The organism is Pollutimonas bauzanensis (genome assembly GCF_900129885.1).
Taxonomy (GTDB): domain Bacteria; phylum Pseudomonadota; class Gammaproteobacteria; order Burkholderiales; family Burkholderiaceae_B; genus Pollutimonas; species Pollutimonas bauzanensis.
Window position 1 is genome coordinate 13064 of sequence record NZ_FQXE01000023.1, and the last position, 16950, is coordinate 30013.

The window sequence follows — 16950 nt, forward strand, 5'->3', positions numbered from 1 at the left end:
ATGCCATTGTGGACGCTGTACGGTTTAACAAAAGGAAAGGCCAGCACGGCGTGGCCGGAATCAGGTGATGATGGGCAAACCGGGGTGCGAGGCATGCCGCGTTTTGACCCGGCCAAATGCCTGGACGGATGCCAGCGCTGCGCGGATTCTTGCCTGCCCGAGGCGATTACCGTGATCGATGCCGGCCAAGCCCGCATCGCGGTCGATTACGGACGTTGCGTTACCTGCCAGGCGTGCGTAGAAGCCTGTCCGACCGGAGCATTTACCTCGTCCTCAGACTGGGCCTTTGGTGTTCGCCGGCGCGAGGATCTGGTTTGGGCCCAAGCCATAAAAACGCCCCAGGCAGAACAGCTAAAAGGGAATATCCATCGGATTTTTGGGCGTAGTCTACATATCCGCCACGTCGATGCAGGTTCCTGCAACGGATGCGAATCCGAACTGCAGGCGCTGAATAATCCGTTCTATAACTTGCATCGATTAGGCATCTTTTTTACAGCCTCGCCGCGCTTTGCCGATTTACTACTGGTCACAGGACCGGTGACCTACGCCATGCGAGGCCCGCTTCTGGAAACCTATGAGGCAATGCCTGAACCTCGGTTTGTCATGGCTATGGGCACCTGCGCGGTATCGGGCGGCACGAACGGCGGTGGTTATGCCTGCGGACAGGGCTTAGATGGCGTATTGCCCGTTGATGTCTACCTGCCCGGTTGCGCGCCCAATCCGGCAGCCATCATCCATACGCTGTTGTTACTGCTTGAGCGCATGCCTCAGCGGGTGCATGGGGGGCAACAAGAGCACGAGGATAACCATGCCTGAAGGCCTAATCGTCGCGTTTTTGCTGATCATCGCCGGCTTGTTGATGGCGCTGCTGCGCTGGAGCATGCCCGCTCGGTGGCTAATTAGCGCAGGGGCTGCGGCCGGCGTTGTGACGGCAGCAACCACACTGCCACACGGTAGCGCGGCGCTGATCTTGCCTTTTACGCTGGCCGGCCAGACGGTGACGCTCAGTTACGCCACTGAGGCGCTTTGGTTGATGGGGTTTGGACTAATGCCTGCTGTGTTGGCGATAGGGCTGTGTAGCCCGATAGTGCTCGCGCGACCCGGTTGGTTGGTTGGGGCCGCCATGTCGCTACTGGGCGCGTTGGGCATCTATGGCGTGCAGGACGCCTATTCCTTTTTGATTTCCTGGGAACTCATGAGCTTAGGCGGGGCCATCATGCTGTTGGCCGAACGGCTCTCCAAAGACTATGGCAAGGCCGTCTTATTCATGTTGGCGCTATTGGAGTTCGGTACGGTAGCGATCCTAGTCGCCTTTTTGCTGCTGGGCCATGCGAGCGGGAACAGCATGGACTTTGCTGGATTTCCCGCAGGCGCGCATGCCTTGTCTAGTGATGGTCGCATTCTGGTCGGCGCCTTGTTGGTCGTCGGTTTTGGCGCGAAGCTGGGGCTCTTGCCGTTCTACGAGTGGTTTCCTGGCGCCTATGCCTGCGGTAGCGGGGCATCGGGCGCGATCTTGTCTGGCGTAGTGTTAAACGCCGCTTTCTTTGCGCTGTCGCGCGGCTTGGTGCAATGGTTGCCAAGCGAGGGCGAGTGGCTATTCGCCCTGGGCACAGGCATTACCGTTATCGGGGTTTTCTCGGCCATTCTTGCGGCGTTTCACGCCTTCCAGCAAGACGATTGGCGGCGCTTACTTTCGTTCTCGACCGCTGAAAACGCGTCCATTGCCGTCACCGTATTGGGTGCTTGTCTGATTTTTCGGGAGAATGCTCAATTCGATTTGGCTGCTCTGGCCTGGACCGTTGCACTTTTGCATTTGGCAGGCCATGCGCTGGCCAAGGGCGGCCTTTTTCTCTGCGCCGATGGTATTTATAGGGCCGCAGCGGGGTATGGCATCGTGCAGGGTGGATGGCTGCGCAAGGCGGGCGTCGCCTTCGGCGTGGGGGCCTTGTTTTGCACTATGAGTCTGGCGGCCGTTCCGCCACAAATGGGTTTTGTCAGCGAATGGTTCGTTTTTCAAACGCTGTTTCAGGGGTTTCATCTTGGCAACTTGGGTGGCAAGCTTCTGCTCGCCCTGGCTGGGGCGGGCTTGGCACTTACCGCCGCTGTCGCGTTGGCGACCTCTATTAAGTTATTCGGCGTTGGACTGCTGGGCGCTCCCAGGCAGATAGATCAAGCCGGTATTAGCCGCCGTTACTGTTGGTGTGTTCTGTTGCTCGGGGTGGCTGTTCTGGCGTCTGCCACCGGCCTGCCGATATGGCTAGGCGCCCTGGACGATGTGGAATTCACCCGGTTTGGTGCGCATGGCGCCCTGGCAATGATGAATGGATGGGTGTTGGTGCCGTTAACCGATACCTTTGCCTTTATCTCGCCTTCCATGCTGATGATCGCGATGCCACTGTTGGCCATTTTGCCATTGCTTTTGCTGCTCAACATTCGCCGTCACCGAATTCGCCGCGCACGGGTCTGGTATGGAGGCATGATCGAAGATCCTCAGTGCGCGGCCACTACCTCGCTGAGTTTTTCCAATGCCATGCGCACGGTATATCGCCTCATCTATCGGCCCACACAGGATACAACGCGCGAGCACCGGACCAATGCTTACTTCGTGCAAAAAGTCGATTTTCACCACGATGTGGCCAAGATGTTTGACCCTTGGTTGTTCAAGCCAATTCAACAGGTTGTCTGGAAACTGGCGGGGCGGCTGCGAGCTTTGCAGTCCGGCGATCTGAATTTTTACCTGGCGCTCATCGGAGCTTTGCTAATCGTAATTCTATTCTTGACCTTGTTGCAATGAGGAAGTGGCCATGACGTTTAGCAGCATACTTTTTCCTCGGATCGAAGACAGTATGACAAAGGAAAGCGCGGACGCTCCGGAATTCTTTGTCGATTTAAACCTCGACCAGATAGTCGCTGCTATCACCGCAGGCGCGGACGAGTACAACTTACCGCCATTTTTTCATGTTTCTTTGGGCGATATGGAAACCATCACGTATCGAAATGAGGTAATGCAGGATCTCGAAGACCCCACGGCGATGGCGTGTGTAAACGCCTTTGCGCAAAGCATGCGCACCATGCGCGAACATATTAAGCAATCCGGAAAGCTCTCTTATAAGTATCAGAAGGAATGGTGGTTTCTGGATGCGGTGCAAATCTACTGCGAGGCCGTGAGTACGCTTGCGCGGGATTTATCACATTGCAATTTGGCGTCTGCTGGCGGCTTGGGGTTATGTGACTATTTGGCAAGCTATACAGGGTCCGAACCATTTACGTCACTGCTGCAAGAGACCACGCAACTTAAAGCAGATTTGTCTGCCGTTCAATACTGCATGCGTATAAAGGGCGCCACCATCGAGGTTCAAAAATACGGATCCCAAGCGGACTATAGTGCGAGCGTCGAAAAAACGTTCGAAAAGTTCAAGCGGGGAGCGGTGAAGGACTACAAGGCCAAGTTTATCGAGTGGCCCGATATGAATCATGTTGAGGCTCAGGTGCTTGAGTTCGTCGCGCAGCTGAATCCGGAACTCTTTGAGCGCCTGGACGATTATTGTGTGACGCATGGCGACTATTTGGATCCGACGATTGCCGTTTTCGATCGCGAAGTACAGTTTTATGTCGCTTATCTTGGCTACGTCGCCGTGCTCAAGCAGGCCGGATTGACGTTTTGCTACGCAAAGGTTTCGGATCAAACGAAAGCAGTGCTTGCTGATGAGTGCTTTGACCTGGCCTTGGCCCACAAACTCATTCACGATAAGTCCGCCGTTGTATGCAACGACTTCTACTTGAGCGGCCCGGAGCGTATCTTCGTTGTGTCAGGACCCAACAATGGCGGCAAAACGACGTTCGCACGCACTTTCGGACAATTGCACTACATGGCAAGTCTGGGATGTCCCGTGGCCGGCAGACAGGCGCAGCTCTTTCACTTTGACCGATTGTTTGCACATTTCGAAAGAGAAGAGAATATCAAAAACTTGAGGGGTAAATTGCAGGATGACCTGGTCCGAATTCATAGCATTCTGGAAAAGGCGTCACCAAACAGCATCGTCATCATGAACGAAATATTTACCTCCACCACGTCGCAAGACGCCCTGTTTTTGAGCAAATATGTGTTGGAAGAAATCATAAAGCGGGATTTGCTCTGCGTGTGCGTGACGTTCCTGGATGAGTTGTCTTCCATGAGCGAAAAAACCGTGAGCGTAGTCAGCACCATCGTCCCTAAAAACCCAACGCTGCGGACTTACAAACTGGTAAGAAAGCCCTCCGATGGACTGGCTTATGCGCTATCCCTGGCTGAAAAATACCGGCTTACCTACGCCTTATTACAGGAGCGGCTGAAATCATGAAGGCTCTTCTCATGTATAAAGATCGCGATTTTGATTTACACCAGACTTTGCCCATGAATGAGCAGGCCCTCACACAGGATCTTGAACTGACCACCTTGTTTACTGCGATGGCGCTTGAGGACAAATTCTTGTTCGATGTGACACGGCAAGCGATCCTGTCGAGTGTGGGTAACGATGTGGACACTATCCTGTATCGCCAAAGCGTGCTTAAAGATTGCCTGAAACATCCTGAGCTTATAAAGCGTATCTATGCTATTACGCTACGCTCGATGGAACTGGAAAAGAAAGCGTATTACGGATTTTTTAGCAAGTATCCGGCCGCCATACTCAGTAGATCAATTGAAGTGCTTCAGGGTTTCGTTGGAACCTTGAAGGAGCTCAGGAGCATCGCCGAGCTCCAGGCGGATAAATTCGAGTCCGACGGTTTCGTTACTTTTTTTGCGATGCTGCGCACCGAGCTTAGCGATGACTATTTTGCCGAGATCCAGGAGCATTTGAAAACGTTGAAGTTTCGTGATGGCGTTTTGATCAGTGCGCAGCTAGACGATGGTAACAAGGGCGCCCATTACATACTTCGAGAGCTGCCACGCAGTACCGAGTGGTGGATAACAAGGCTTTTAAAGCAGATTTTTATCCGAAAAAAATCGGCCTACTCCTTTACCCTCGCGGATCGCGATGAAAACGGAGCCAGGGCATTATCAGAGCTCAGAGACCGAGGCATCAATCTCGTCGCCAATGCGCTGGCGCAGTCGACCGATCATATCCTGAGTTTCTTTTGTCTGCTGCAGACTGAACTGGCCTTCTATATTGCCTGCTCGAACTTACATGCGAACCTGACTCAACAGCAGGAGCCAATATGCTTTCCCGTGCCCAAGGACAAACAGGAACGGAAACACGCTTTCACGGAACTCTATGATGTCTGTCTTGCGTTGCAGATGGGACACAGGATCGTCGGTAACGACCTGAATGCAGAAAATAAAAATTTGGTGATCATTACTGGCGCTAACCAAGGGGGGAAATCGACTTTCCTACGTAGCCTAGGGTTGTCCCAGTTGATGATGCAATGCGGCATGTTCGTTGCAGCCGAATCGTTCAGCGCCAATGTTTGCGACGGCCTTTTTACACATTACAAGCGCGAAGAAGACGCAACAATGAAAAGCGGCAAGCTTGATGAAGAGCTCGCCAGAATGAGTGATATCGTCGATCAGGCAGCGCCGCACACCGCGGATAGCTTGATGTTGTTCAACGAATCGTTTGCCGCTACGAACGAACGAGAAGGTTCGCAGATTGCCACACAGATCATGAACGCCCTGTTGGAACGTGGCGTCACGATCGTTTTTGTGACCCATATGTACGAACTTTCCCATGCTTTCTATGAAAGAAAAATGCCAAACGCCGTGTTTCTGCGAGCTGAACGCCAGAGCGGTGGCACGCGAACCTTTAAGCTAATTGAAGGCGAGCCTTTAAAAACAGGCTATGGTGAAGATCTCTATAAAGAAATCTTCAAAGACAAAGAAGCGCTTGGCGGATAACCCCATCAGTAGGAACTCATTGGCGCTACCCAAGCAGCATGGGTTGCAACGCTCTGATGGCACCCATGCGTTATATGTCCATACCGCTTGGGCAGTCTGTTTTCAACTATGTGCCCAACGCCATTTCCGCACGCATGAAAATGACTCGCGCCTGAGCAAGGTGGTGCTCGTGACGACGCAAAAAATCGCGCAGCTTTTCCTCTATATCAATGAGCTCTATGCAATGCGGATGAGAGGGATGAATCGTCTCCACGTGTCGGGCCGACATGCGCTGACCTTTTAGATAGCCTGCATGTACTTGGTGAAAAATGACCTGCTCGATGCCTTCGCGCGCGGCATGGCGTAGCAGATGCGAAGCCAGCGACGGACGAAAGAAGCGGTGTAGCTTGCGCGACGGCAGCGCTTTCTCGGCAGACTGGAAGTAAAACCGTAGAGCAACGATATTGCTCATGAAGAGCTCCTTTCTTCATTGTTAGCCGTGGTGGGTACGACAGGGGTAGCGCTCTTGCGAAATTCGGCCAAATCGGATAAACGCAGCCCTTCAGGAAAGAGGGCATGTTTGCCCAAACCCAGGCGTTGAGATCGATAGATCCCGGTGTGGCCGGAAAACAAATAACTAACGACACACGCCAATGCAGCAAATACGCCGATCTGCGGCCCGAATAATTCAATGGCCATAATGGTGGATGCGATGGGTGTGTTGGCAGCGCCCGCGAATACCGCGACAAAACCAAGTCCCGCTAGTACGGGAAAAGGCAGGGGGAGCACATACGCCAGGGCATTACCCAGCGTGGCGCCTATATAAAACAAGGGTGTTACTTCACCCCCCTTGAACCCGGCCCCCAGCGTGAGCGCCGTAAAGCCCAATTTACCCAGAAAATCGTAGCCTGGCAGTGGCTGCTGGAAGGCTTGAACGATGGTGGGAATACCCAGACCCAAATACTTGTCAGCACCCAGGAAGATAGTTGCGAGTAATGCGACCACGGCACCGCCCAGCATCGGACGTAACGGCGGGAACTTGATATGCCGCTTGAACCAACGGCCCACGGCGTGCGTGATGTCGGCAAACAGCATTCCAACAAGACCAAATGCGACACCAGCCGCAAGAGTCGCGAGTAGTGTTATTGGCGAGACGGCCGGCACAAAAGGCACCGTGTAGAGCGTGTGATGAACACCCAGCAGTCCGGGTATCTGGTCACCAATGATCGCGGCGACTAGGCAGGGAAAGATAGCGTCGTAGCGTAAGCGGCCAATGGCCAGTACTTCCAGTCCGAAAATCGCGCCAGCAAGCGGCGTGCCAAATACCGACGAAAAACCGGCGCTGATGCCCGCCATCAATAAAATACGCCGGTCTTCCTTGTTTAGGCCAAACAAGTGGGTCAGCCGGTCCGCCAAGGCTCCGCCCATTTGCACAGCGGTTCCTTCGCGCCCCGCAGAACCCCCGAATAAATGCGTCGCGACTGTGCCGAGCAAGATAAGGGGGGTCATGCGCTTGGGGACAATGCGCTTAGGGTCATGAATTTCATCGATGAGAAGGTTGTTTCCTCCCTCGACCGATTGGCCAAGCCAGTGATAGACCCAACCGATCGCAAGCCCTGCAATGGGCAAAAGCCACAGGAGCCACGGATGCGCCAGGCGTGTGTCTGTCGCCCAATCAAGCGAAACAAGCAGGACAGCGGACGCCAAGCCTGCCAAGGCGCCGGCCAGTGAGGAAAGAGCCAGCCAACGTACAACAATTGAGAGCATCGCTAACTGCTCAGGAGGTTTTTTCTTCTTCATGAGAACCAGGAATGTGAAAATTGACACACAAAACCTGGACAGCGGACACGGCAATAAAAAATGCCTACAACTTCCCTGTCCAGGAACTTGTAGGCATCATCAGCCGCAGAGCGCGGCGGTTAGCGGAGGAATGCCATCTCCGTTGGGTGCGAATTATATAGTGTTTTTTCGTAACCTGCCAAAGGATCTTGAAGCCGATACTCGATAATCAGCACTAACATGTGAGTACTCAAGGAAATGAATAACGCAGCAGTTTCGCAAGGACATTGCTATGAAAACTACCACCTCAACTTGCCCATTCTGCAGTGCCAACGACGACGTATTACTAAAAAACAGTCATGCCTATGTCCGACGCGATATCAATCCGGTGACACCGGGCCATCTGCTCGTCATTCCGTTCCGTCATGTCGCTAGTTATTTCGATACCACCGACCAAGAGCGTATGGCATTGCTGCAATTGCTCACCGCCTCCAAAGCCTGGCTGGTGCAGAATCATGCGCCGGCAGGTTACAACATTGGTATCAATGTGGGTGAAGTCGCCGGCCAGACCATTCCCCATGTACATATTCATCTGATCCCGCGTTACGTCGGCGACGTGGACAATCCACGCGGCGGCGTGCGCGGCGTGATACCAGCGAAACAATCCTACTAAGGGTGCGAGAGCAGATCACGTTACCGTCGCCATTTTTCGTAATCGGTGCTAGGATTCAGATACGGAGATGGCATACCTCCTATCCCAACCGCTGGATTCCCAGCTGATGATGCCTACGAATTTCTTACTCAGGAGATCGTAGTGCGCTGTCCATTACTTCCCCACAACTTCGTTGCGCATCCCGCTCATTTTTCCGGGCGCTCTCTCTTGTATTCGACGCAATGCAATACGGTTACGCACCGTCCGCGCCTAATTAAGGCGGGACTGGTTGCACGCTGGCTACCCGTTAAATCGGTTTCATCGAGAGGCGATCATGACTAACGCCAGGCGAATCTCGGTTGTCACCGCGCAAGAGATACTCGACTCACGCGGCTATCCAACGCTTGAGGTGTCCATCGGACTTGGCGATGGGACGGTCGCCACAGTTGCTGTCCCCGCCGGTGCGTCCACCGGCAAGCACGAAGCGAGGGAAAGCCGCGATGGCGATCCTAACCGATATGAAGGTAAAGGTGTCCTTCATGCCATTGAGAATGTCACAGGCATCATTGCTCCTGCTTTGACCGGCATGCCGGCGGACGATCAGTCCGTCATTGACGCAACGCTGTTGGCGTTGGATGGCACTGAGTTCAAGGAGCGTTTGGGCGCTAATGCGATCCTGGGAGCCTCGCTGGCATGCGCGCGGGCTGCAGCCGCATCCCACGGCGTCGATCTATACCGATACCTGGGTGGGATTGAAGCCCACGTGCTTCCCGTACCCATGCTCAACGTACTTAACGGCGGCAAGCACGCGCCGGATGGATCGGATATCCAGGAGTTCAAGCTCATTCCGGTTGGTGCGCCGACCTTTCGCGAAGCTTTACGTTTCGGCGCCGAAACCTACCATGCATTGCGCGACGTGCTACACGACGCAGGCGCGCCGACCACCGTTGGGGACGAAGGCGGCTTCGCCCCGGCCCTGACATCGAATGCCGCCTACCTGGACGTTATCATGCAGGCGATCGAGCGCGCAGGCTATCGGCCCGGCGAACAAATCGCCATTGGCTTGGATCCTGCCGCCACGACTTTCTGTGAACAGCGCTTCTATCATTTACAGCGGGATGCGCGAACGTTATCTACAGGCGAAATGATCGACTACTGGGCCGACTGGACGCGCCGCTACCCAATCATTTCGCTCGAAGATCCTTTGGCCGAAGATGATTGGGATGGATTTCAGCGCATCACGTCTCGACTAGGCAAGCAAGTGCAGATTATTGGGGACGATCTTTTTGTCACGAACCGAAAATTCCTGCAGCGAGGAATCGACACGGGATGTTGCACGGGCATACTGATCAAGCCCAACCAGATCGGAACTATCAGTGAAACGCTGGAAACCGCACGCATGGCACAGCGCGCGGGATATGCCTGCCTCGTGTCACATCGATCTGGAGAAACCCAAGACACCAGCATTGCCGACTTGGCCGTGGCACTCAATTGCGGTCAGATCAAGGCAGGCGCTCCGGCACGAGGAGAAAGAGTGGCCAAGTACAACCGTTTATTACACATCGAACGCGCCTTGGGCGAAAACGCTGTATTTGCGGGAAAGACAGCGTTTCCACAGCTACGGCAGTCTCTCGCTGGAGGTATACATCATGAAAGGTTATCAAGTGACATTTTTCACGGTGCAAGATCGCCGTCACGGCCATAAGCAAATGGGTGATTGGCTACTTGAGCTTGCTAAATCCATGCAGTTGCACGGTGCGACATTAATTGGAGCACAAACAGGGATCGGGGCACGCCACCGATTCCATTCGGTCCACTTTCTTGAACTAACTGACCAACCCTTGGAAATCACGATGATCGTGTCCGAAGACGAATCAGCCCGGTTATTCGAACGACTCAACGCCGAGCCGAATTTGGAACTGTTTTATGCAAAAACGCCGGTTGAATTTGGAGCTATTGGACGCGTGGACCAGTAGTGCCACGGTACCGTGCTAAACATCGACTGGAGCCGTGGCAGACCAATTGAACTTGGTTACTCACCACGCCCCATAGCGCTTAGCCTTCCACGCAACAATCCTGTTTGATAAATGGACTGGTTATTGACTGCCTGTAGGCGCTAGATAGTCGCAATTATCCAAATTAGAGATAATTTAGTCAGATTGACTTTCTATCATATTAAATTATCCCTAATATTAGGCAATCAAAGACGGCCAGCGCCGCCGGTGGAATCATCCAGCGGTTGAAGCCGGGGGCAGCAGTAATGCGTTCCTTGCTGAAAAAGCCGTGGTCTGTGGAACCTGTGCTCATGTTGTCTCCTTGTGGCCGCTCGAGCGCGCCTCTATCTATGAGTGTGTACAGAAGGGTATGGGAAAAGATCTGGAAATCAGTTGATGATGGATGCCTTTGGGGTTAGCCGCTGCTTGTTTTGGGTAATGGCCGTAAGGACGATGTCGCTAAGGCCGGTTTCGCCCGATTGCCCATTGGGCTGGGTTTCAAGAAAATCCAGCATGGCAATGCGCATGCGAGGTTCCCAGAATTTCTGTATGTGGTTGGCAATGCCTTCTATTCCTTCGGCGCGGTCGGGCATGGCTTCGAAAAAGTTGCCGATGCGATTGGCCTGGCGGATCAAATGGTCGACGTTGTTCAAGGCTGGCCTCCTTTGTTGCCGAGATATTCGGGATGGCTATAGACGGTAAATTGATTGTCGCGGGCAAAGCCGGCCAGCAGCACATTCAGCTCGTCGGCCATGGCCACCGCGTAGGTGGTGGGCGCCGACACGGCCACCAGCGCCGACATCCCGGCCGACGCGGCTTTTTGCACCATTTCGAAACTGGCGCGGCTGGAAATGACGGTGATGCCGCTGGTCGCGTCCAGCGATCGCCGCAGCATATGGCCGATAAGCTTGTCCAGGGCATTGTGGCGGCCGACATCTTCGCGCACATGCAGGATGTCGCCGGCACTGTCGGCCCAGCCGGCGGCATGGGTCGCGCCGGTAAGCAGATGCAGGGCCTGGCTGGCGCGCAGCTGTTCCACGGCCCTGGCGATGGCGCCGGCGTCGTGGCAGGCTGGCCGCGCGGCGAGGGCCGGCAGGGCGCGGCGCACTTCGTCCAGGCTTTCCAGGCCGCACAGGCCGCAGCCGGTGCGCCCGGCCAGGCTGCGCCGGCGCAGCTTGAGGGCGTTCAGGCAGGCGCTGGCGATAGTGGCCTGGATGACCATGCCCTTGGGGGTTTCCATGATGTCCAGGTCGTGCAGGTCGGCCGCCGACCGGATGATCCCTTCCGTAAAGGAGAAGCCATAGGCCAGGTCTTCGAGGTCGACAGGGGTCGCCAGCAAGACGGCATGGCTGATGCCGTTGTATTCCAGCGCAACGGGAATTTCCTGGGCGAGTTCGTCGCGTTCGGCGTAGCTGGCGGTATGCCGGCCCGCGCGCAGGACCTGATGCCGGCTATGCCCCGCCATGGCCGGGGAGTCGGGAGGAAGGTCGCCGCCAGGAATATCCGCGAATCTCACGCTTGCCCCTATTCCTGCGAACTCAGCACGGGGGCCGGCTCGGTTTCGGCCGGCACCGGCGCGGGCGCGGACACCGGCGCAGGCTGTGGCGCCGCCATTCCTTCACGCTCGCGCTGATCCAGCAGATTCTGCTGGATATCGCTGAAGCGCGACCATCTGGCCTGCCATTTTGACGGCTCGGCGACCGGCCTGCATTGCACCGCGGTGACCTTGTATTCCGGGCAATCGGTGGCCCAGTCGGTGCTGTCGGTCGTGACGACGTTGGCGCCCGATTCGGGGAAGTGGAAGGTCGTGTAGACGACGCCGGGCTGCACGCGCTCGGTGACATTGGCGCGCAGCACGGTTTCGCCGGAGCGGCTCTGCACGGCCACCATATCGCCCTCGCGGATGCCGCGGTCTTCGGCATCCTGCGGGTGGATTTCGAGCATGTCCTCGCTATGCCAGAGCACATTGGGCGTGCGCCGGGTCTGGGCCCCCACGTTGTACTGGGACAGGATGCGCCCGGTGGTCAGCAGCAGCGGGAACTTGCGCGTGCTGCGCTCGTCGCTGGGCACGTATTTGGTGATCATGAACTTGCCCTTGCCCCTGACGAAGTGGTCCACGTGCATGATGGGCGTGCCGTCCGGGGCGTCGGCATTGCAGGGCCATTGAACGCTGCCGCCCAGCTCGTCGATTTTCTTGAACGAAACCCCCGAGAAGGTGGGCGTGAGGCGCGCGATTTCATCCATGATTTCGCTGGCGTGGCGATAGTCCATGGGATAGCCCAGGGCATGGGACAGGGCGCAGGTGACTTCCCAGTCGGCCATGCCCGCCTTGGGCTGCATGACCTGCCGCACGCGCGATATGCGCCGCTCGGCATTGGTGAAGGTGCCGTCCTTTTCCAGGAAGGAAGAGCCCGGCAGGAAAACGTGGGCGTACTTGGCCGTTTCGTTCAGGAAGATATCCTGCACGATGATGCATTCCATCGAGGCCAGCGCCTTGGCCACGTGCTGGGTATCGGGGTCGGACTGGACGATGTCCTCGCCCTGGCAGTACATCCCCTTGAAGGAGCCGCTGATGGCCGCATCGAACATATTCGGGATGCGCAGGCCGGGCTCGGGCTGCAGCTTGACGCCCCAGTCCTGTTCGAACTGGCCGCGCACGGCGTCGTCGGAAATATGGCGGTAGCCCGGCAGCTCATGCGGGAAGGAACCCATGTCGCAGGAGCCCTGGACGTTGTTCTGGCCGCGCAGCGGGTTGACGCCCACGCCTTCGCGGCCCAGGTTGCCGGTGGCCATGGCCAGGTTGGCGATGGCCATCACGGTGGTGGAGCCCTGGCTGTGTTCGGTGACGCCCAGCCCGTAATATATCGAGCCATTGCCGTGGGTGGCGAAGAGCCGGGCCGCGCCGCGCAGGTCCTGGGCGTTGACGCCCGTCACCGCTTCCATCGCTTCGGGCGAGTTTTCCGGCAGCGACACGAAATCGCGCCATTGCTGGAATGCCGGGGCTTCGCAGCGTTCGGCGACAAAGGCCTCGTCCACCAGGCCTTCGGTGGCGATGACGTGCGCCATGGAAGTGAGCAGGGCGGTGTTGGTGCCCGGCCGGACAGGCAGGTGGTAATCGGCCTTGATATGCGGCGAATTGACGAATTCGATCTGGCGCGGGTCGATGACGATGAGCCTGGCGCCTTCGCGCAGGCGGCGTTTGAGGCGCGAGGCGAACACCGGATGCGCCGCGCTGGGATTGGCGCCCATGATGATGACGACATCGGTATGCATGACCGAGTCGAAGGTCTGGGTGCCGGCCGATTCGCCCAGCGTGGTCTTCAGGCCGTAGCCGGTGGGGGAATGGCAGACCCGGGCGCAGGTGTCGACGTTGTTGGTGCCGAAGGCGGCGCGCACCAGCTTCTGGACCAGGTAGGTTTCTTCGTTGGTGCAGCGCGACGAAGTGATGCCGCCTATGGAGTCCCGGCCGTACTTGGCCTGTATGCGCTTGAGTTCCGAGGCCGCGTAGGCGATGGCCTCTTCCCAGCTGACTTCACGCCAGGGGTGGGAAATGTCGCCGCGTATCATGGGCTTGAGCATGCGGTCCTGGTGAGTGGCATAGCCCCAGGCGAAGCGCCCTTTCACACAGGAGTGGCCGCGGTTGGCCTTGCCGTCCTTCCAGGGCACCATGCGCACCACTTCCTGGCCTTTCATTTCGGCCTTGAAGGCGCAGCCCACGCCGCAGTAGGCGCAAGTGGTGATGACGGAATGTTCGGCCTGCCCCATCATGATGACCGATTTCTCGGTCAGCGAAGAGGTGGGGCATGCCTGCACGCAGGCGCCGCAGGAAACGCAGTCGCTTTCCAGGAAGGTGTCCTTCTGGCCGGCGGTGATGCGCGAATCGAAGCCGCGCCCGTCTATGGTCAGGGCGAAGGTGCCCTGCACCTCGTTGCAGGCGCGCACGCAGCGGCTGCACACTATGCATTTGGAAGGGTCGTAGGCGAAGTAGGGGTTGGATTCGTCCGTCGCGTCGGCGCGGTGGTTGGCGCCGTCATACCCATAGCGCACATTGCGCAGGCCCACCACGCCGGCCATGTCCTGCAGTTCGCAGTCGCCATTGGCGGGGCAGGTCAGGCAGTCCAGCGGGTGGTCGGATATATACAGTTCCATGACGCCGCGGCGCAGTTCGTGCAGCTTGGGCGTTTCGGTCCAGATGACCATGCCGGCCTCCACCGGCGTGGTGCACGAGGCGGGGTAGCCGCGCCGGCCTTCGATCTGCACCAGGCAGAGCCGGCAGGAGCCGAAGGCTTCCAGGTTGTCGGTGGCGCACAGCTTGGGGATGTTGATGCCCGCCTCGGCGGCGGCGCGCATGACGGAGCTGCCGGCCGCTACGTCCACTTGCGTGCCATCGATGGTGATTTGAACTGTTTGCGTGCTGGTCGAGGCGGGGGTGCCAAAATCGCGTTCGCGTTTAACGACAGTTTCTAGCATGGTAGGCTCCGTTAGGCGGCTTGTTCGGTTGCTGGGACGGTGCGCTGCAGACCGAAGTCTTCGGGGAAGTGATCGAGCGCGGACAGGACGGGATAAGGGGTCATGCCGCCAAGGGCGCACAGCGAGCCGGCCAGCATGGTGTCGCAAAGATCGCGCAGCAGGTGGACCTGTTCTTCGCGCTGCTCATTGTTGCGGATCTTGTTGATGACTTCGGTGCCGCGCACGGCGCCGATCCGACAGGGCGTGCATTTGCCACAGGATTCGACGGCGCAGAATTCCATGGCGTACTCGGCCATCCTGGACATGTCCACCGTGTCGTCGAAGGCCACCAGGCCGCCGTGGCCCACCATGGCCGAGATGGCAATATAGGATTCATAGTCCAGCGGCGTATCCCATTGCGACTCTGGCAGGTAGGCGCCCAGCGGGCCGCCCACCTGTATGGCGCGCAGGGGCCGGCCGCTGGCGCTGCCCGCGCCGAAATCGTAAAGCAGCTCGCGCAGGCTGATGCCGAAGGCCTTTTCGACCAGCCCGCCATGCTTGAGGTTGCCCGCCAGCTGGAAGGGCAGGGTGCCTTTGGAGCGGCCCATGCCGTAGTCGCGGTAGAAATCGGCCCCTCGCGCCAGGATGACGGGCACGGTGGCCAGCGAGATCACGTTGTTGATGACGGTGGGCTTGCCGAAAAGGCCGCGTATCGCCGGCAGCGGCGGCTTGGCGCGAACCAGCCCGCGCTTGCCTTCCAGGCTTTCCAGCAGCGAGGTTTCCTCGCCGCAGATATACGCGCCCGCGCCCTTGCGGACTTCGAGATCGAAGGCGCGGCCGCTGCCATGGATGTTGCCGCCCAGCCAGCCGGCGGCGCGGGCGCGGCCGATGGCGTCTTCCATGGTGGATATGGCGTAGGGATATTCGGAGCGGATATAGATGTAGCCGCAGGTGGCCTGCACGGCCAGCCCGGCAATGGCCATGCCTTCTATCAGGGCGTAGGGGTCGCCTTCCATCAGCATGCGGTCGGAGAATGTGCCGGAATCGCCTTCGTCGGCATTGCAGACGATGTATTTCTGGTCGGCGGCGGTCGCCATCACGGTTTTCCATTTGATGCCGGTCGGGAAGGCCGCGCCGCCGCGGCCCCGCAGGCCTGAATCCACCACGGCGTCGACGATGGCGGCGGGCGTCATGGCCAATGCCTTTTCCAGACCCTGCAGCCCGCCGTGGCACTGGTAGTCGTAAAGGCTGAGGGGATCGGTGATGCCGACCCGGGCGAAGGTCAGGCGCTCCTGGTTCTTGAGATAGGGGATGTCCGCGGTCAGGCCGTGGGCCAGCGGGTGCGGCTTGCCCTGCAGCCAGCCGGCCTCGAACAGGCCGGCGACATCGGCGGCTTCGACGGGGCCGTAGGCCACCCGGCCGGCGGGGGTTTCGACCTCGACCAGGGTTTCCAGCCACAGCAGGCCGCGCGAGCCATTGCGCACGATGTCTATATCGAGCCCGCGGCGCTGCGCTTCCCGGGCAATGGCATGGACCAGTTCATTGGCGCCCACGGCGATGGCGGCGCTGTCGCGGGGGACGAAAATCCGGATGGCCTGATTCATTTCCACACCCCTTCGGCCTGCAGCAGCTGGTCCAGCTTGGCCGGCGTCATGCGCGCGTGGGGCTGGCCGTTGATCATGACCGTGGGCGACTGGGCGCACAGGCCCAGGCAGTACACCGGTTCGAGGCTGACGGCGCCACTGGCGGCCGTGCTGTGGAAATCACAGCCCAGCTTGTGCCTGGCGTATTCGGCCAGCGCCTCGCCGCCCATGGACTGACAGGCTTCGGCGCGGCAGACCTCGAGCACCACCGGCGCCGCCGGGGTGTCGCGAAAGTGCGGATAGAAGCTGATGACGCCGTGGATTTCGGCGCGCGACAACTGCAGGCCTTCGGCCAGCACCGGCACGGCGGCTGCGGGAATGCAGCCGAGGGCATGCTGTATGGCGTGCAGGATGGGAAGCAGGCTGCCCGGCTGGCCTTCATGGCGCTGCAGCACCTGGCGCGCAAGCTGTTGCACGGCCGCATCGGGCGGGATGAAGTCATTGACGGCGGGCGGCATGGACATGGCGCTATCCTTGAAAAGTAAAGGGGCAGGCTGATTGATATTTTGTCTCTTATATGCATAAATTTGCATATTTATTAATTCTGGATTTAGAGTAATCTACCCTCGATAAGTGATTCTA

15 protein-coding genes and 2 riboswitches are annotated in these 16950 nt (G+C 57.9%); of the genes, 7 read left to right on the forward strand and 8 right to left on the reverse strand.

The window, feature by feature from the left end; translation table 11 throughout:
• The 4 genes from BUB23_RS25010 to BUB23_RS25025 are packed head-to-tail and all read left to right on the forward strand — an operon-like array spanning position 1 to position 5872.
• Entirely contained in the window at positions 1-816 is an 816-nt protein-coding gene (locus BUB23_RS25010) for an NADH-quinone oxidoreductase subunit B family protein (RefSeq protein ID WP_073104214.1), read from the forward strand.
• Positions 809-2794 carry a proton-conducting transporter transmembrane domain-containing protein gene (locus BUB23_RS25015; RefSeq protein ID WP_073104216.1) on the forward strand — a complete coding sequence of 662 codons (1986 nt, stop codon included), beginning with the start codon at positions 809-811 and terminating at the stop codon, positions 2792-2794. Before BUB23_RS25010 ends, BUB23_RS25015 begins: the two co-directional genes overlap by 8 nt.
• A 10-nt stretch (positions 2795-2804) precedes the next feature.
• Complete coding sequence (locus BUB23_RS25020; protein WP_073104217.1) at positions 2805-4340, forward strand: MutS-related protein; 1536 nt, start codon at positions 2805-2807, stop codon at positions 4338-4340.
• Positions 4337-5872, forward strand: coding sequence for a MutS-related protein (locus tag BUB23_RS25025; protein ID WP_073104219.1), 1536 nt, complete (start codon positions 4337-4339; stop codon positions 5870-5872). The genes BUB23_RS25020 and BUB23_RS25025 overlap by 4 nt, the downstream gene beginning before the upstream one ends.
• Positions 5873-5978: 106 nt before the next feature.
• Here the strand turns inward: BUB23_RS25025 and BUB23_RS25030 are convergent, their stop codons facing one another.
• Both BUB23_RS25030 and BUB23_RS25035 read right to left on the reverse strand, forming a co-directional pair.
• Positions 5979-6323: a DUF190 domain-containing protein gene (locus BUB23_RS25030; protein ID WP_073104221.1), complete on the reverse strand. Its 345-nt coding sequence runs from the start codon at positions 6321-6323 to the stop codon at positions 5979-5981.
• Entirely contained in the window at positions 6320-7651 is a 1332-nt protein-coding gene (locus BUB23_RS25035) for a voltage-gated chloride channel family protein (protein ID WP_218599009.1), read from the reverse strand. The genes BUB23_RS25030 and BUB23_RS25035 overlap by 4 nt, the downstream gene beginning before the upstream one ends.
• An 83-nt stretch (positions 7652-7734) precedes the next feature.
• Positions 7735-7801: riboswitch (Fluoride riboswitch) on the reverse strand.
• A 121-nt stretch (positions 7802-7922) separates the two neighbouring features.
• Here BUB23_RS25035 and BUB23_RS25040 point away from each other — a divergent pair.
• The 3 genes from BUB23_RS25040 (at position 7923) to BUB23_RS25050 (ending at position 10258) form a co-directional block, all read left to right on the forward strand.
• The gene (locus BUB23_RS25040) at positions 7923-8303 is read left to right on the forward strand and encodes an HIT family protein (RefSeq protein ID WP_073104222.1); all 381 of its coding nucleotides are present in this window, start codon (positions 7923-7925) and stop codon (positions 8301-8303) included.
• Between the two features lie 54 nt (positions 8304-8357).
• A riboswitch (Fluoride riboswitch) is annotated at positions 8358-8426 on the forward strand.
• Between the two features lie 190 nt (positions 8427-8616).
• Positions 8617-9987, forward strand: coding sequence for a phosphopyruvate hydratase (gene eno, locus BUB23_RS25045; RefSeq protein WP_073104224.1), 1371 nt, complete (start codon positions 8617-8619; stop codon positions 9985-9987).
• A complete protein-coding gene (locus tag BUB23_RS25050) occupies positions 9932-10258 on the forward strand; it encodes a DUF190 domain-containing protein (protein WP_073104226.1) in 327 nt (108 codons plus the stop codon). Before eno ends, BUB23_RS25050 begins: the two co-directional genes overlap by 56 nt.
• A gap of 199 nt (positions 10259-10457) precedes the next feature.
• Here BUB23_RS25050 and BUB23_RS27630 read toward each other — a convergent pair whose 3' ends face one another.
• The 6 genes from BUB23_RS27630 to BUB23_RS25075 all read right to left on the reverse strand — a co-directional run bounded on the left by BUB23_RS27630 (position 10458) and on the right by BUB23_RS25075 (position 16832).
• Positions 10458-10589 (reverse strand): hypothetical protein, encoded by a 132-nt coding sequence (locus BUB23_RS27630; protein ID WP_281255591.1) that lies wholly within the window; start codon positions 10587-10589, stop codon positions 10458-10460.
• Positions 10590-10665: 76 nt separating this feature from the next.
• Positions 10666-10929: a formate dehydrogenase subunit delta gene (locus BUB23_RS25055; RefSeq protein ID WP_073109793.1), complete on the reverse strand. Its 264-nt coding sequence runs from the start codon at positions 10927-10929 to the stop codon at positions 10666-10668.
• Positions 10926-11741, reverse strand: coding sequence for a formate dehydrogenase accessory sulfurtransferase FdhD (gene fdhD, locus BUB23_RS25060; protein WP_073109926.1), 816 nt, complete (start codon positions 11739-11741; stop codon positions 10926-10928). Before fdhD ends, BUB23_RS25055 begins: the two co-directional genes overlap by 4 nt.
• A gap of 59 nt (positions 11742-11800) precedes the next feature.
• The gene (fdhF, locus tag BUB23_RS25065; RefSeq protein WP_084136249.1) at positions 11801-14746 is read right to left on the reverse strand and encodes a formate dehydrogenase subunit alpha; all 2946 of its coding nucleotides are present in this window, start codon (positions 14744-14746) and stop codon (positions 11801-11803) included.
• An 11-nt stretch (positions 14747-14757) separates the two neighbouring features.
• The gene (locus BUB23_RS25070; protein ID WP_073109796.1) at positions 14758-16329 is read right to left on the reverse strand and encodes a formate dehydrogenase beta subunit; all 1572 of its coding nucleotides are present in this window, start codon (positions 16327-16329) and stop codon (positions 14758-14760) included.
• Positions 16326-16832, reverse strand: coding sequence for a formate dehydrogenase subunit gamma (locus BUB23_RS25075; RefSeq protein WP_073109799.1), 507 nt, complete (start codon positions 16830-16832; stop codon positions 16326-16328). The genes BUB23_RS25070 and BUB23_RS25075 overlap by 4 nt, the downstream gene beginning before the upstream one ends.
• Positions 16833-16950: the final 118 nt, after the last annotated feature.

Coding starts and splice junctions, on each gene's coding strand:
- BUB23_RS25010 (WP_073104214.1), top strand. CDS start 1: ATGCCATTGTGGACGCTGTACGGTTTAACAAAAGGAAAGGCCAGCACG.
- BUB23_RS25015 (WP_073104216.1), top strand. CDS start 809: ATGCCTGAAGGCCTAATCGTCGCGTTTTTGCTGATCATCGCCGGCTTG.
- BUB23_RS25020 (WP_073104217.1), top strand. CDS start 2,805: ATGACGTTTAGCAGCATACTTTTTCCTCGGATCGAAGACAGTATGACA.
- BUB23_RS25025 (WP_073104219.1), top strand. CDS start 4,337: ATGAAGGCTCTTCTCATGTATAAAGATCGCGATTTTGATTTACACCAG.
- BUB23_RS25030 (WP_073104221.1), bottom strand. CDS start 6,323: ATGAGCAATATCGTTGCTCTACGGTTTTACTTCCAGTCTGCCGAGAAA.
- BUB23_RS25035 (WP_218599009.1), bottom strand. CDS start 7,651: ATGAAGAAGAAAAAACCTCCTGAGCAGTTAGCGATGCTCTCAATTGTT.
- BUB23_RS25040 (WP_073104222.1), top strand. CDS start 7,923: ATGAAAACTACCACCTCAACTTGCCCATTCTGCAGTGCCAACGACGAC.
- eno (WP_073104224.1), top strand. CDS start 8,617: ATGACTAACGCCAGGCGAATCTCGGTTGTCACCGCGCAAGAGATACTC.
- BUB23_RS25050 (WP_073104226.1), top strand. CDS start 9,932: ATGAAAGGTTATCAAGTGACATTTTTCACGGTGCAAGATCGCCGTCAC.
- BUB23_RS27630 (WP_281255591.1), bottom strand. CDS start 10,589: ATGAGCACAGGTTCCACAGACCACGGCTTTTTCAGCAAGGAACGCATT.
- fdhD (WP_073109926.1), bottom strand. CDS start 11,741: ATGGCGGGGCATAGCCGGCATCAGGTCCTGCGCGCGGGCCGGCATACC.
- fdhF (WP_084136249.1), bottom strand. CDS start 14,746: ATGCTAGAAACTGTCGTTAAACGCGAACGCGATTTTGGCACCCCCGCC.
- BUB23_RS25070 (WP_073109796.1), bottom strand. CDS start 16,329: ATGAATCAGGCCATCCGGATTTTCGTCCCCCGCGACAGCGCCGCCATC.
- BUB23_RS25075 (WP_073109799.1), bottom strand. CDS start 16,832: ATGTCCATGCCGCCCGCCGTCAATGACTTCATCCCGCCCGATGCGGCC.